Raw genomic sequence first — 14,897 nt, forward strand, 5'->3', positions numbered from 1 at the left:
TTCGAGTTCCCGTTCGTCCAGCGCAGTTGCTGCGGGGCGACGGGGTTGGTTCGAGGGGCAGCCAGAAGAGGTCGAGGTCGTTCAGTTCCCATCACCTCGTGTGCGTACTGCCGATGCGGGACGGTGGCGGGTCCGGGAGAGCGAAGGGAGTCGCAGCGGGGGCCCTGTGGTCCGAAGCCGAGACCAGCCCAGCCCGGGCCGGATGGGCGGCGCATCAGATGCCGCGCTCCTAGTGGCACTCATGCGGCTACTGGTGATGCACCCGCTATCGCAGCCGAGGCCGCACCGCGACAGCCCGAGGCCGGACCGCATCCGCAAGCCGCTGCGGGGCGGGGCAGAGGACGAGGACGGCCAGGAGCAGCCGCCTGACTTCCACCACGGAACTCGCCACCCGACCTGGCCGGCGGCCTGCTCACGCAGTTCCTCCCGTCGCAACCAGCCCGTCGGTAGACGGCTCCCCACGCCAGGGGCGCGCATTCTCGCAGGGAAGACCCGAAGGAGTACCCACGGGCAGGAAGCGCTTGCGCTCCTCCTCGGTGTAGTCACGCCCGGCCGACGAGCAGAGGTGCGGGAACCAGTTCGCGCGAAGAAGGCTGTAGGTCTGCCGCCAGCCCTTGACATAGGCGACCAAGCGGTCCTCGTAGACGATTGCTGTCCTCCTGACGTCGAGCACGGTGGGGAAGGCGCCGATATGACGGCCTGTGTCGGTCGCCCACAGGTCGTAGCCGCCAGGGGATTCGGTGATCGCTGTGCCGTCCGAGGCCAGAGAGACCAAGTTGTCCAAGTGATCCACGGCCATGGGGCGCCCCGTGAGTTTCCGCTGGTCCACCGACCACCGGTGGACGGTGCCGTCCGCACTCTGCACCAACAGACTCCGGCCGTCGGCCGAGAAGGCAAGGGCGCGGTTCATGAAGTCATCGAAGACGGGTCTGATCGCGTCACCGGACAGGACCCCGATCCGTTGACCGGCAAGGGTGTCCCAGAGCTGGATGGTGCCCCGGGTAACGCCCGCCCTGGTAACCACCGCGACCTGGTGCGGGTGGTCCGGTCGCGGCACCAGCTGTCCCGACGAGCGGAAGGGCGAGATGAGCGCATCGTCCGTGCGCTCGACTGACACGGGGCGTCCCACTTGTAGGCCGGTGACGGAGTCCACCCGCAGGAGCGACCCTCCCACCGTCAGAGCGGCAATGTCACCGCCCGCCAGAGGGGTGACCCAGTCCAACGCGCTGCGCGGATTTCCGGGGTCTGCGCCGACGTCGAGCTCGACGGCCTTCCTGCGGTTCAGGTCGTCGGCTCCGTAGACGAGCAGCTCCGTGCCGTTCGACTGCCACACGACGAGCCGACGGTTCTCCGGCGTCCAGGACACCCGCCAATTCGGCCTGCTGGAAATGCTTGCGGGAAGTTTTACGGAGTGGTCCCGACCGCTGACGGTGTCGCGGACGTACAACCGCACGTCGGTGACCCAGGCGACGGCCCGCCCGTCGGGGGACAGTGCGTCCGGCACGCTGCTCGGGTTGAACTTTTCCTCCGTCAGCGGAGCCCCGGGCTCCGTGGCCAGCACCATCAGCGTGCCAACGACTGTGGCCAGCACAGTTACCGGTTCGCCCTTTTTCCTCACAGCGGCGATCGCGGCGGTCACGTTGTCCTCGCCCTCGATGCGTGGTACCCGTGTCCTGAAGGTCTCCCCGGTGGGCAGCCGGGTGAGGGCGACCTCTGCGAAACCACCGGCTTCCTCGTCCTGCATGACGTACCCGCCCGTGGTGTCCGGCAGCAGCGCGCTGCCGGGCAGGGGCCAGGACGCGCCGGTGGTGGTGTTGTGCACGTATATGGGGGACCGGAGGTCCTTACCACGCTGCTCGACGGCGTAGTCACCGCCTCCCTGGAGTCGTAGATTCCCTCGCGGGACGCCGGTGACGATCGGCCGTACGATGTCACCGGAGCCCAGTTGCCGCAGCTCCACAACGCTGACTAGGTCGCGCAACCTGGACCAGCGGAGTACGACGGTATCGGGGTCTTCGCCGAACGCGGCCTCGTCCGGCGTCACCCCACTCGGAACGAGATCCTTGGCCACCGGCAAGGGAGCGCCGTCGGCCACAGTCCAGGCCTCAATGAATCCCTGCCGGCCATGATCCTGCGGGCGGGGTCTATCCAGCAGCCGAAGAAGCCGCGTTCCGTCTGCGCTGAAGTCGAGATCGGCCGTTTTCACAACGCGATCAGCCGTGTCGGTGGTCTTCAGACGTAGGGGATCGCGCGGTTCGCCATCGAGTCGCCACAGGAACACCCGGCCGTCCGGTGTCGCCACCGCGTAGTGCCGACCGTCGGAGCTGATCTCGGAGCTGATCTCGCCGGTGGGCGCCCCGCGCAGTGCGTAGGACCGGGGCGAGCCGCCCAATGCCCCTGTCACCACGGATACCACGGCGGGCGCGGCACTTGCCGGTTTGGACCACACCACCACAGTGCGACCGTCCGGTGTGGTGTCGAGACGCGTCGCCCGCCCAGGCCAGAGGCCGACATGGCTGTCGCGCAGGTACTCCCCCGTGACATGGCTGCGCAGCAGCGCCTCCTGTGCCTGTTGCGTGTCGTCGGCGTTCCAGGCTGCCATGGCCAGCTGGATCGAGCTCCCGGGATCATGGGAGGCCCTGTCGCCCGACGCGTCGGCGAGCGCGCGGGACGCGAGGGTACGCACCTGCCGCTCCGCCTTCTGGCTGCTGTCGCGAACCATATCGGCGAGCACGCCCGTGCCTACCAAGAGGGCCAGAAGCATTGCTACCAGCGCCTGCCAGCGCCGGAGTGCCCGCCGTGCGAACTTGCGGCTCGTACCGATGTACGCGCGCTCGAGTGCGGTGATCTCTGTCGGCCGGAGGGCGACGTGCTCGACGGCCACCTCGAGCACGCTGCCGCGCAGCAAGGCGCCCGTCTCCCTACCCGTCTGTTTCCAGCGCGTCAGGTCTTTGCGTAGATCCTCCTGCCAGGTCCGGAATTTGCGGCTCTCGTCCAGCCAGTCACCCAGCCGCTGCCAGTGGCAGGTCAGGGCCTCGTGCGCGAGGTCCACTATCTCCGTGCCCTCATCGGTGCGGCCGAAGACGATCAGCTTTCCGGGTGAGAGACGGCGTGCGAGCGCCAACGTGGCGGGGTCCATATCGGCAACCGGGGCAGGACGCCGGGTATAGCCGCCTTGGTCTGCCGGACGTGCAAGCTGAACGAAGAGCGCCTGTGCGAGGGGGAGCTCGTCCTCCCGGACCGCGGCGCGAAAGGAATCCTCCGCATACCCGGCGAGAGCGCCGGCGACTCCACCGAGGTCCTGATACACGGCGTGGGTCAGCATCGACCGCTCGCGCTGGTCCCACAGGCGGGTCAGCGCGAACTCCACGAGCGGCATGCGGCCCGGCTCGTTCGCCGCGTCGCGCACGATCCGGTCGGCGAGTCCGGGCTCCAGCCACAGTCCGGGCACCGCGTCGACGGGCCGGGTGATCGCGTTCCGCAAGTCGTCGGGGCCGAGCGGCGCGAGGAACATCACCGCGTCGCTGAGTGCAGACGAGGTCTCGGCCGTCATCAGGGCCTCGATGGAGTCCGGGCGCGCCGTGACTACTGCCCGGGGGGCGGAGCCGGACTGCCCGTCGGCGGTGCCGCATAGGTGGAACAGCAGGTGGAACAGCCTTCGTGCGGCGTCCGGTGCGGCGCCTGCGTACTCCTCCAACTGGTCTACGACGAAGAGGTGGCCGGCCCGACCGCCCTGTCTCCGTAACGCCGAGCGCAGGCCGGAGGCCGCCTCTGCCGTTGCGGTCTCGTCCGAAGCCTTGTTGAGTAAGCCGGTGAGCTCCGCCGCCCGGCGCAGCCGGTCCGTCTCCCCGTCGTCTGGTTCCAGCACGGCCGTCAGTGCCTGAGCTAGCACGGCCTCTGGCCGGAGGCCCGCGACCGGACGCATCAGAGAGACCGTCAGGCCGTCTGCCCGCACTCCGGGCAGCAACCCGGCTCGGATCAACGACGATTTGCCACACCCGGACGGCCCGGCCAGTACGGTGACCGGACGGGTCTGGACCGCGCGGCGAAGGCGTTCGACGTCTGCTCCGCGGCCGTGGAAGAACGCAGCGTCGTCCTCGTCGAAGGTGCCCAGCCCCTGGAAGGGGCACTGCGGCGCTATCACGTCCTCGTCTACCAGTTCGAAAGACGGAACTAGGTACGCGGTGCCGCTCAGCCCGCCTCGCCCGGCGGCCACCGTCATACCGATGACACCGCCCTGCGCGTCGTCCCAGACAGCCGATCCGCTGAATCCTGGCTGGATCGGCGCTCCTCCCGGGCCCGCGTCCATCTGGAGCCAGCCTGACCCCTGCACTCCCCGCAGTGAGCCGGTCGCCCATGCCCCGTGGTCGCCGCCGGTCGGGAATCCGTACGCCCGGAACTCGTGGCCCCAGACGGCAGTTCCGTCGACGAGCGGCACCGGACGCGCGCCCGCCACCGGATGGTGGAGCCGCAGCAGCGCCACGTCTCCGCTGTCGTCCTCCTCGCGGGTGGGTTGCCAGGAGACGACCGTGGCGCTGACCGCCGGAATACGACCCCCGACGTCCCGGAATAGCGGGAACTCGACGCGCACCGCGTCCGTGGGGGCGCTCTCGGTATCCCTCGGCAGGCCGAGAGCGTCAGCCACCACATGCGCACAGGTGCAGACGATGTCCGGGGCGACAAGGAAACCGGCCCCGACCACTGGGCCATAGGCACCTGAACTCGACAAACCGTCCGCCAACAGACGCGCCGATGATGCTGCCCGTAAGCGCACCAGGCCGGATTCGACCATCCCCGCCCCGCGCGCACGCGAGGGACCTTTCATGCGGAACGATCGCGATTCCACTCAAGAGTGACCGCGAAATTCGCCTCGCCCGCAGTCCTGGCCACCACCACTCCGGCCTCCGCGGACAGCTTGATTCCGAACTCGACACTCACCGTGTCGGGAGGCTGAGCCATGTCCCGCACACTCCGCGCGACCGCTTCGACGGCAGGGCGGACATGGGCCAAGGCCTCCTGAAGCGTCTCGGCGGAGGCGCGCGCCAGCTCGGAGCCGCGCCCCACTCTGCCGATCCCGCTCTCCTCGGCTCCGGGCCCCTCCAGCTCAACCCGGACGGCGGTGCCGTCCCCAAGCTGCATGTCTCCGACTCGTGCCATAGCGCCCCCCGCTAGAACCCGCCTGCCGAACCGCCGACAACTTTAAGTCTGTTGCGAGAAGGAGATCAAGTAGGTGGGTGGAGCGAAACTGCCCCCGAAAAAAGGTTTGTGATGTCGCACCCTCGAGGGACCACCGCCCAGTAAGCGGGAGGCACGGAGAGCCACAGCTAGGCGTGCGCCAAGGCGCGGTGACTCTCGCGGGTGAGGGTGAGCCATCGTGATCCACTCGGCTAGGGCGTGAGGTAGGTCGAGGCGGCAGGATCGGGAACCAACGATGCTCCTGTTCCGATGGGTTGAGACTTCAAACCTCTCCCCCAACGGCACGGGAGCTTCGGGCGTCTCGGTCCCGTGCCGCCAGCAGCCCCGGCACTCGATCGGTGACCACACTGAAAAGGCTTAGTGACGGTGAGAGGCAGCGGGGCGCTGCTCCTTCCTGTACTCATCAGCGGACCTTCCTCACTATTCGAGGTCGATTACCTCTTCGCCAGGAAGGCAGAAATCTATCTCGGCTGGAGTAGACATTGGGTGGTGGTGTGGTTATGGTTTCCCTCGTAGCCGAGATCACCAAGGCCCGGCAGAGACGAACTGCCGAGCAGCAGTACAGGTGGTTGCAGTACGCAAGACGGTGCGGTGGTGGAGTTGCGAAGCCAGTGCGGTCGCAGGACGGCGACGGGACTGACGACCGGACCGGGTGGCCCGCGGTGATCAGGGGCCACCGCCAGCGGGACCGCTTTGGCGGTACCCGTCAGCGCAGTTCGTAGGACTCAGCAGTGAAGTAGGTGAGTTGTACCTCGGTGAAGGCGTCGGCTGCGGGCGCGCGCATCGGGAGGTTCGGCAGTGGGGTTCTAAGCCAGAGAAGACGCAGGATGGGCGACGGGGCTGGCTGCCGAAGAGTGGCGCTCGGTCAGGTCACTGAGCGGTACGCGGTACCAGTAGTAGTAGGTAAGTGATGGATCCCAGAGGGATGAACGGAGGAATTCGGCGCCATCAGGATCGCCCGGGCGGAAGTTGGAGTCCGGGTACCGCAGGACATCGATAGTGAGGTGGTCTCCGGTCAAGCAACCGCGATCCCCGCACACGCTCTCACCCCCCGTGAGCTGGTGCGGAACAAGTAGGCCGGCGCAGTACCAAAGCCGGTAGATGGTGTGGCAGTTCCTTCGGGGCCCTGGTGCCATGGCACCAGGGCCCCTCCACGCGTTCACGATATGAGAGGTGCAGATGACAGCAGGCGACTCATACGTTCGGCTCGATGACGATGACTACCCCGCCTACACCATGGGCCGGGCCGCCGAGATGCTCGGCACCACCCAGGGATTTCTCCGCGCCATCGGCGACGCCCGCCTCATCACCCCACTGCGCTCCGCCGGCGGACACCGCCGCTACTCCCGCTACCAGCTCCGCATCGCCGCCCGCGCCCGCGAACTCGTCGACCACGGCACCCCCGTCGAAGCCGCCTGCCGCATCATCATCCTCGAGGACCAACTCGAAGAAGCCCAACGCATCAACGCCGAATACCGCCGCTCCGTCGGATCAGCGAACCCGGAGACCGCGGCGTGAGGTGGTGCGTGTCCGCCGGGTAGCGGCGCGCGCCTTGCGCGGGTCTGTCAAAAACGGTTTAGCAGTCCCCCTGTGCGCGGATGCCGGGGTGTGGCGCGCGGGTGGTTCTTTGTGATGACGGGGTGTGTGGGCGTGTACCGTCCAGGTCAGCTGTCGTGGTTCGGCCCCCCTTTGCCCACGCCTTCGGTGTGGGCGTTTTGCTGTGCTGTGCCGCAGGAACCAGGGTGATCACCTCCGCCTTCCGCGCGTTGTGGAGGCGTTCATCGACTGGAAGGCATCAGACATGGCTACGGGAACGGTGAAGTAGTTCAACGCGGAGAAGGGCTTCGGCTTCCTCGCTCAGGACGGCGGCCCGGACGACATCGCGGGCTACGGGCATGCCGTCGCGGAGCGGCTGTGCACCTTCGTCGACGCACTCCTGCCAAACCAGCGACTGGTCCTGAGGCTTCTCGACCTCCGCTCCGACCACGCGGCCAGCATCACCGAACTGGCCCCGGTGGTGGTAGAACCCAACCCCGAACTCGGCCTGCACGGCGCTCGCTGGCTGCTGGGTTCGACCGCCTACCGGGACGCCCTGCACACCGTGCTCGGGTCCCTGCGCAATCGGCTCGGTGAGGATGCGGACCGAGTGCGTCTTTCGGTTCCGTTCCTCAATGATGAAGAGGAGTTCGCCCAGATCAGGACGCAGCTTGAGGTGCCGTGGGACGTGTCCTTGTCCGCGTTCATCGAGACACCCGCAGCGGTGCACGCCACAGCGGCAATCTGCGCCGCAGGTGCCAGCGAACTATTCGTCGGCACGCAGGACCTGGTGCAGTTCTACCTCGCTGCGGACCGGACCAACCACCTGGTGGCCGATTCCTACCAAACCCGGCACCCCGCCGTGCTGGACGGACTGAGCAGGGTGGTGGAGTCCGCGCATGCCGCAGGTGTCCCGGTGAGAGTGTTCGCGCTGGGTGTGGATCTCGTCCACTACCTGAAACGCCTGCCGACGCCGGACGGCTACATGATGTGCACCGCCGAACTCGAGCAGGTGCTTCTTCAGGAGCGATGGCACCAGGGCGGTGTGTGTCCAGGACGAGCAGGCAGATAGCGTCGGCGAGCCGGGCTCGCGGCCGCTTTGTGCTGCTGCAAGCGTTTGTGCTGGACATGTGGAGGCGGCGGTGCAGATGGATCGTTCCGGACGGCTTGTGGGAGATCGCGAAGCCGTTGCTACCGCATCCCGGACAACCCGCCGGTTCACCGGATCTGGTGCGGGCGCGGACCGCCACCACAGCATCGGAGTCCTCGACCGTACCAACCAACTCGTCAGCCAACTGCATTAAGACACAGGCGAGTTCAAGAGAGCACGGCCACAGGCTGCCCGCTACGCCGACCGGCCGACCGTGCCACCGAGATGATCTCCGGCTACGAAAATCGGGTCTCGCCGTGGCCGCGCCCGCTCTCGTCCGCATGGTACGCGGACTACGCAACACGATAGGCTTTCCGGTGGAGTTGGCGGTGGCCTGGTCGTGGGTCACGGGCGCGGTGGCCGGCTGCCTGCTACTGGGGTTGGCGGCCAGTGTGGTCCCCGCTCGTACAGCCCTGCGCAGGCCGGGCTGAGGTCTGCTGTCCGTTGGCCACGGCGGTTGGGCCATTCCGCCTAGGGCCGTTGCTGCAAGGGCCGTTTACGCTACCAACGATGCATCGGGCGCACCACAGAGGACTCGGTCGTATCGGTCATTCTCCGCAGTGAGATCCCGAACCCACGGCGCGCCGTGGGTTGGGCTGAGACCCTTCTCTCATGTCATGGCCGCTGCCCGAGGTACCGGGCGACGGCCGCGAGAGGGGGAGCGGTTCATGGGCAGACCTGGACGGGCGCAGGGGGAACTCAAGGGGGAGACCGAGGCCGCGAATGCGCTCGCCCGGTTCCTGCGCGAGCTGACGCATCTGTGGACCCTCCGTGAACTGGAGGAACGATACGGAGGGTACGGAGGGAAGAGAACCACCTGGAGCACCTACCGGTCCGGTGAGAAGATCATCCCTCTTCACCTACTGCAACGGCTGTTGCATGATCTGACGGCCCACGACCCCCGGGCGCGTGCCCAGTTGTGGGAGCGGGCGCTCCGTCTCCACCAGGCCGCCGAAGAGGCGGCGAAGGGCGGGCTGGCCGGGGAGCCATTACCTGATGAGAGGCGTGGGAGCTCCGCCGGGTCGGTCGGTGCCGCGAGGGCCCCGGACAGCACCGGGGATCAGAGGCCACCAGCGGGGGACGGCGGTGCCGATCCGGGCGCGGGGAGCGCGGGCGAAGCGACCGGTCCGGTTCCGGGCGTCGGGGCGAGCGGCGTGACAGTGCCGCCCCGGACCGGCGAAACGCCAGGTGGTAGGCGACGAGTGCGGATTCTCCTCGTGGCACTGGTCAAGTCGCTACCGCAGACCCGTCGTTCCCGGTGGCTCGCGGCGGCTGCCCTCTCCGCTGCCATCGCCGCCATCGCACTGATCGCCGTGCAGCGGCCGCACGGTTCGTCCCCGCAAGCGGCTGCCCAGACGCCCAGCCCCTCCCCCGTCAGCCCGCACCGGGGCGGCGCCGCGGAGGCAGTCGTTCCCACGGTCATCTCGGCGGGGCCCGCAGACGACGTCTATGTGCTGGCCCCGGGCGGGGTGTACCGCTGGACGATCCGGGACTCGGGGTGGACGAGAATCGGCGCCCGGGCCACGAGCCTCCTGACGGGTCCCGCCGGTGTCTTCGTGACCACTCCCGATGGCCGTCTACTCGTCTACGGGGGCAAGCCGGACATCTGGCAGCCGGTGAGTGAGCCGGGCGCCGAGTTCGCGATCAGCGGCACGCATGTCTACCGACTGGCCGCGGACCGCTCCGCGATCCACCGGTGGAACGGACGGGGAAAGGCCTGGTCGCCGGTGGGTGGGCCGGCCGAGCACCTCTACGGCGGCGGAGCGGGGCTTTACGCCAGTGCCCCCGACGACGGTGGTCTGCGTGAGTACCGGGGGAAGCCGGGCGACTGGGTCTTCGCCGGTACGCCGGGCGCTCAGTTCGCGGTCGGCGACTCCCAGCTCTACGGGCTCGACCCCGAGCGAACCGCCGTCTTCGCGCGCAGCGCCCACAGTGCGAAGTGGATCTACATCGGCGGACCGTCGGACCGCATCCACGCCGACGCCGACGCGGTGTTCAGCGAGGCGCCGAAGACCGGACGGCTGTGGAAGTACACCGGCAAGCCCAACATCTGGCTCCCTTGGGGCGAGGCCGGGTCGGCGTTCGCCGCGGGTGGCGGACAGGTATACCGGGTGAGCGCCGATGGCAAGGCCGTCTTCCGTCGATCGACGGAAGGGGGCTCCTGGAGTGCGATGGGCGGCCCGCCGGGCGGAGTGCTGAGGGCCGGCTGAGGGCCGGTACCTCGATTCGGAGCGGGCACGGGGCGGCTCGCCCCCGTGCCCTACCGGAACGTGCTCGGCATCATGCCCGGAGCATCACCCCAGCCCACAGCGGTACATGGTCGGAGTGCTGTGCGCTCGTGGCGTCCGCCCACTTCACCTCGACCGAGAGGGGCACGTACAACGCGTCGATCTTGTCACCGTTGAGAGTGGCTTCACCGGACCGGCAGTAGGTGTAGGGCCACCAGAGTTCCCGGGTGGTGAAGCCGCGCTTGACCTCGTTTCCGCACGGGCTGTCCGCCTCCTTGAACTCGCCCTGCGCGCCGCGCTCATAGCCCGGGGCGTAGAAGTGATCGGCCGTGGCCGAGAGCGGATCGTCGTTGAAGTCACCCCCCAGTAGTGTGGTGTATCCCGCATAGGCATCCCGAAGGATGACCTGGGCCATGGACGCCTCGGCGATGCGCAGGTCGCGGTCGTCGTGCGTGAGATGCACCGAACACGCGGCCATCCGCCGTGCCTCCGACCTCACGCAGAGCATCTCGCGACGCTCCTTCGTGGCGTACCTACCGGCCTTCTCCCCGCCTTCGGACACGGCCTGACGCATCACCGCACTCGTCAGGGGGTGCTCCTCGACCCGCAGCTCCTGAGCCGGCCCGAACACGTCCGTACGGACGATCACGCCGTTGCCGAAGGCCACCGGCTTCTTGTCGCATGTGGCGTCGGCGAGCGCTTCATCCGGAACACCGGGGTCCCCCAACCTTCCATCGGGTCCCGAGACGCCCCTTTTCACTGGGTTGAAGAAGACCGCGTGCTCGCGGCTCCCATCCGACCCGCCCAGCCGGGCCCGCAGGTGGTCGCTCCAGTCCGCGCAGCCCTCCTGCACGGCGACAAAGGCCGGCCCGCGCTCCTGAATGCTGCGCACCAGCGCCTCAGGGGCCTCGGGTCCCTTGGACCCGTGGTGCTTGTTGCCACCAGCCATGTTGAACGTGCCGATCTGGTACTCCACTGCGGCCGGCGGCTCAGCGACGGCCGCTGTGGAATTGACCGCGTCGGTGGCCAACAGGACTGCGGCGACGACCAGCACCATTCGGGTATGCGATTTCATGAGCTTCCTCTCTCGTTTCTCGGTCACTGCGTTGCACGTCGGTGAGGTTCAGGGTCACTGCGTTGCACGGTCAGTTCGCTTCGCGGCGGTGCCTCTCGCGGCCGACTCATCGGGGTGAGTTCCTCTCGCGGTCAGCGGGGCGGGGCCAGCTCGCCGGGGTCAACTCGTCGGGGTTGCCGAGCCCTTGAGCATGAGGTGGTCGCTCAGCCAGTGCCCGTCCGACAGGTCGCCGGGGAACAAGATGCCGGCCCCGAGCGAGTCCCAGCCGTGATCGCTGAAGAAGATGTGATCGAGCTTGACGAGCGCCTTCGACCAGAAGGTCGGTGTCTTCATGGTCGAATCCGCCTCGAAGTTCCCGTCGTACAACGGTCGCAGGGGGGCGCTGTCCGGTGCAGCGTTCAGATCTCCGCCGATGACGGTCCGGTACCCCTGCTCCTGCAGAAAGAAGGACTGGTCGCGGAAGTTATGACCGCTCGCGATGCGGCTGCGACGATCCGGGTCCGCCCGCTCGTTCATGAAGTGGCTGCTACAGGCGAACAGTAGGTTGCCGGTGTCCTTGATGCAGGCAGCCCCCTGCGACGGGTCTTGGACGAAGGTCATGTTGACCGGGTGTAGCTGGCTGCCCGGCAGATTCCTCATGGCGACGAGCACTCCAGCGACATCCCGCCTTCCGCCGATCTGGGCGCGCTGGTCCCGGGTTTGCCCGCCCTGCTCGTCGCCGCCGAGCAGCGGGCTCGGCGAGTCGCCCGGAGGTAGCCCTCGCCGGTCAGCGTCGCAGGAGACCACGCCGTTCGGGCTCTCCCCCGGCCCGGTGTGCGGAGCAGCTCGGAAGCGCACCAACCAACCGTCCCCGAGCTGCTGCTGTAGTGGCTCGGCGTGCAGACCCAGGCACACTTCCTGGAGCATGATGACGGCGACGGTCGGGTCTTGGCGAACGACCTCCACCACCCGCTCGACCTTCGCCTCGGGCTCGTCCCACTCCGCACAACCCCGCCAGGCCCCGCAGACGTTCCAGGTCAGGGCCGAGACCTTGGCGGGGAGGTTCGTCGTGTCGGCTGCGGCGGCGGTGCCCTCGGCGGCGAGCGGCAGCACGGAGAGGAGCAGAACCGCCGCGCCGCGAGTGGCGCGGATGAGTGGGGGGCGGAGCCGGGTCAGTGGAGAACGGGCGGGCTGGGACGCGGAATCGCAGGAGGGAAAGCGGGAGCGAAGGGCAGACACTACGTGGCCTCCTCGGCACGTGGACGACTCGTTTCCACGGTGCGGTCCCCTACCTTTGTCCGTCTCGCGATACGGGTGAAACCGCAGGTCGACTACGGACAACTCGGTTTGTCCGCGGACATCTCAGGTCTCGCGAGCGCCGGGAGGGCAAGGCTGGGTCTCGCCACCACCAGCACCGAGGGCGTGGAGCGGGGATTCAACCGGGGACCTGGGGGCACCCTGAACTCCATGGCAGCCCCGGGGACGCAGCTTCCCCTATCTCGCCCAGGACGGTAAGGGCAGCGAGGGGCAATCGAGCAAGTTCACCATCGGAGTCGGCCTACCCGGTGTCTCCGGGGGTTTGGAGGGCGGAACGGGTGACGCCAACACCAGGCCCTCTGCGCATGGGGAGAGTGCTTCTACGGCTTGGCAAGCAGATGAGGCCAGAGATATCGAGACGTCAGCCTTGCCGGCAGCAGCGGGCTGCGGACAGTCGTATCCACGGGAACATGTTCCGATGGATTGCCAGGAGGATGCCGAAATCCGGTTGTTGCCTGAGAGAGAACGAGATGTGCCATGGACGCCAAGACGGTCTTCCTGGGGATCCCTATGGTGTTTGCGGAGGTCGGTCTCATCAGTGCCCGGAGCCTCATCGCCAGACGGGCCGAGACCTCAAAACCGGCTCACCAGCGCCGGGGCTCGCCCCTTGCCCCCATGGGTGACGAATGGGAGAAAGATCTTTCCCAGCAGGGCTAAGTAAAGCTAGAACAAGCCAACTTGGGTTAGATATCTGCAAGGCATTCCAGCAGGTAAGCCGCTGACCAGCGACTTCCTGGGTCGCACCGTTGATCCAGACGATCATTCGTACTCCAAGACAGGAAGGCCGCTGAACAGGGACAGAGCAGCATTGCGCAGGTCATCTGGGAGCGGCATGGGAAAAGGAGGCGTCCACAACCCCGCACCCACTACTTCCTTCTCCCATACGCGCTGAAGGTACTCCCCGATTCTCTCCTCCATCGCAACCGTCACCTCGCTGTACACACCCTCCACACCCGGAAGCTCATGCCCCATTCGGGCCTCCACCGCCACACGCGGAATGTCACCCGGCTCATCCAACGGCACGGCCCGGGCAGTCATGATCCGCGCCACATCATCACAGCCGCGCGGAATGGTCTTCGCTGCGCAGGAGAACGCCACCTGGGTTCCGTCCCTGCAGATCTACGGTGACCACAAGGCACCGTCCAATGACGCGGAATTCCTTGCGCTGGCCGCCACTCTTGCTCCACCCGACGTCATGCACCACCTTCAGAGCGCTCAACCGCTGGACCCAATCGCGGTGTACCGCTTTCCGTGCGGGATTCGCCGTCGCTACGACCAACTGCGACGCTTCCCCGGCAGACTTCTTGTCATCGGAGACACCCTTTGTTCGGTAAACCCCGTCTACGGTGCCGGGGTTTCCCTGGCGGCCGCTGAAGCGATCGCACTCGGCGAGTGTCTTGCCGAGGAGAGTTCCGCGCCACTGGCTCGCCGCTTCTTCCGCACAGCTCACCGCACTACCTATCCCACCTGGTGGCTGGCCAAATGCGGCGACTACAGCCTCTCTCAGGCCGGCCTCGGCGCAAGACTCCTCGGTTCCGGCTTCCGGCTTCTGTCCGCGGCCGCCGCAGAAGATCCGGCAACCGCGACAGCCATGCTCAGATCACTCGCACTCGTGGACTCTCCCTCAACACTCGTCCACCCACGCATCCTCCGTAGAATCCTCAGAAGCCGTCTCCGGAACCAGCCGGTCGAGGCACTTCGGCGGTGAGGGAAGCATTCGAGTCGGATCGAACTCCCGGACAGCGCCCATCCGGTGCACAAGCTCACGGCCTTATGCCCGCACAGCGACAGCACCTGATCTCGCGACGCCCAACCACCGTCACCATGCGCCGAGCAAGACGAACGCATCCACGGCAGCGGCAACAGAGAGGCAAAGTGGCACTGCCGTCCCTCCCACCGAGATCCGGGCCCCAGCTGCCACGCATCCCGTGGTCGGCAGCCAGAACGCCGAAAGCCGCCGCACCACCGCAGCTTGGCAAGTCGTTCCAGGGACGCCCCGACGGACAAAGACCCTCAAGGCAGCCAGTAGAGCGCCCCAGCAGCCTCTTGTGGGATCCCCACAAAGAAGACCCCGTGGGAACTGCCCCAGTACTCACACCCAAAGCCCCTCATGCGCCGACCCGCGCCCGAGGTCAGCATGCGTCGCACACCGTCGCACGAGCAAACTCAGTGCCAGCTCGCGGACCAGCCACCATGTGCCCAGTAGTCACCTGGCGAACCATCAGCAAAGTCAGCATTAGGTCAGCATCAGTCCGCCCAGAGATGCCTACAGGCGCCCACACACGGGAAAGCCGACACAGCCCGGCGGACACTCCACGGAGACCGTCCGGCACCCTCCACCCACCCCAGGAAGACCCTCGTTCGATGCCGCCGACCACACCAGCCAGCGGCATACAGTGAACGACGTAACAGCGGA

General features: G+C 67.4%; 9 protein-coding genes and 1 pseudogene. 5 read left to right on the plus strand and 5 right to left on the minus strand.

All coding sequences use genetic code 11. The features are described from left to right. Positions 1–412: 412 nt before the first annotated feature. Both NBG84_RS14435 and NBG84_RS14440 read right to left on the minus strand, forming a co-directional pair. On the minus strand, positions 413–4,702 hold the full coding sequence (locus NBG84_RS14435) for an nSTAND1 domain-containing NTPase (protein WP_250919823.1): 4,290 nt from the start codon (positions 4,700–4,702) through the stop codon (positions 413–415). Positions 4,703–4,821: 119 nt separating this feature from the next. Further along, a complete protein-coding gene (locus tag NBG84_RS14440) occupies positions 4,822–5,157 on the minus strand; it encodes a CU044_2847 family protein (RefSeq protein ID WP_250919824.1) in 336 nt (111 codons plus the stop codon). Between the two features lie 1,218 nt (positions 5,158–6,375). Between NBG84_RS14440 and NBG84_RS14445 the strand changes: the two genes are divergently transcribed. From NBG84_RS14445 to NBG84_RS14460, 4 genes and pseudogenes are all read left to right on the plus strand, one after another. Then, positions 6,376–6,714, plus strand: a complete 339-nt coding sequence (locus NBG84_RS14445) for a MerR family transcriptional regulator (RefSeq protein WP_250920061.1) — start codon at positions 6,376–6,378, stop codon at positions 6,712–6,714. Positions 6,715–7,051: 337 nt separating this feature from the next. Beyond that, positions 7,052–7,804 (plus strand): annotated as a pseudogene (locus NBG84_RS14450) (putative PEP-binding protein); the annotation flags it as partial. Positions 7,805–8,139: 335 nt separating this feature from the next. Continuing rightward, positions 8,140–8,313 (plus strand): hypothetical protein, encoded by a 174-nt coding sequence (locus NBG84_RS14455; protein ID WP_250919825.1) that lies wholly within the window; start codon positions 8,140–8,142, stop codon positions 8,311–8,313. A gap of 237 nt (positions 8,314–8,550) precedes the next feature. Further along, positions 8,551–10,092, plus strand: coding sequence for a serine/threonine-protein kinase (locus NBG84_RS14460; protein WP_250919826.1), 1,542 nt, complete (start codon positions 8,551–8,553; stop codon positions 10,090–10,092). Between the two features lie 70 nt (positions 10,093–10,162). On the opposite strand, the gene NBG84_RS14465 is transcribed toward NBG84_RS14460, so the two are convergent. The 3 genes from NBG84_RS14465 to NBG84_RS14475 all read right to left on the minus strand — a co-directional run bounded on the left by NBG84_RS14465 (position 10,163) and on the right by NBG84_RS14475 (position 13,519). Beyond that, complete coding sequence (locus tag NBG84_RS14465; protein WP_250919827.1) at positions 10,163–11,185, minus strand: endonuclease/exonuclease/phosphatase family protein; 1,023 nt, start codon at positions 11,183–11,185, stop codon at positions 10,163–10,165. Positions 11,186–11,344: 159 nt separating this feature from the next. Further along, entirely contained in the window at positions 11,345–12,403 is a 1,059-nt protein-coding gene (locus NBG84_RS14470; RefSeq protein ID WP_250919828.1) for an endonuclease/exonuclease/phosphatase family protein, read from the minus strand. Positions 12,404–13,240: 837 nt separating this feature from the next. Continuing rightward, positions 13,241–13,519: a hypothetical protein gene (locus NBG84_RS14475; RefSeq protein ID WP_250919829.1), complete on the minus strand. Its 279-nt coding sequence runs from the start codon at positions 13,517–13,519 to the stop codon at positions 13,241–13,243. Positions 13,520–13,550: 31 nt separating this feature from the next. On the opposite strand from NBG84_RS14475, the gene NBG84_RS14480 reads away from it, so the two are divergent. Beyond that, positions 13,551–14,189: an FAD-dependent monooxygenase family protein gene (locus tag NBG84_RS14480; RefSeq protein WP_250919830.1), complete on the plus strand. Its 639-nt coding sequence runs from the start codon at positions 13,551–13,553 to the stop codon at positions 14,187–14,189. Positions 14,190–14,897 lie beyond the last annotated feature (708 nt).

It is taken from the genome of Streptomyces albipurpureus (assembly GCF_023701525.1).
Taxonomy (GTDB): Bacteria; Actinomycetota; Actinomycetes; order Streptomycetales; family Streptomycetaceae; genus Streptomyces; species Streptomyces albipurpureus.

Coding starts and splice junctions, on each gene's coding strand:
- NBG84_RS14440 (WP_250919824.1), bottom strand. CDS start 5,157: ATGGCACGAGTCGGAGACATGCAGCTTGGGGACGGCACCGCCGTCCGG.
- NBG84_RS14475 (WP_250919829.1), bottom strand. CDS start 13,519: ATGACTGCCCGGGCCGTGCCGTTGGATGAGCCGGGTGACATTCCGCGT.
- NBG84_RS14465 (WP_250919827.1), bottom strand. CDS start 11,185: ATGAAATCGCATACCCGAATGGTGCTGGTCGTCGCCGCAGTCCTGTTG.
- NBG84_RS14460 (WP_250919826.1), top strand. CDS start 8,551: ATGGGCAGACCTGGACGGGCGCAGGGGGAACTCAAGGGGGAGACCGAG.
- NBG84_RS14445 (WP_250920061.1), top strand. CDS start 6,376: ATGACAGCAGGCGACTCATACGTTCGGCTCGATGACGATGACTACCCC.
- NBG84_RS14480 (WP_250919830.1), top strand. CDS start 13,551: ATGGTCTTCGCTGCGCAGGAGAACGCCACCTGGGTTCCGTCCCTGCAG.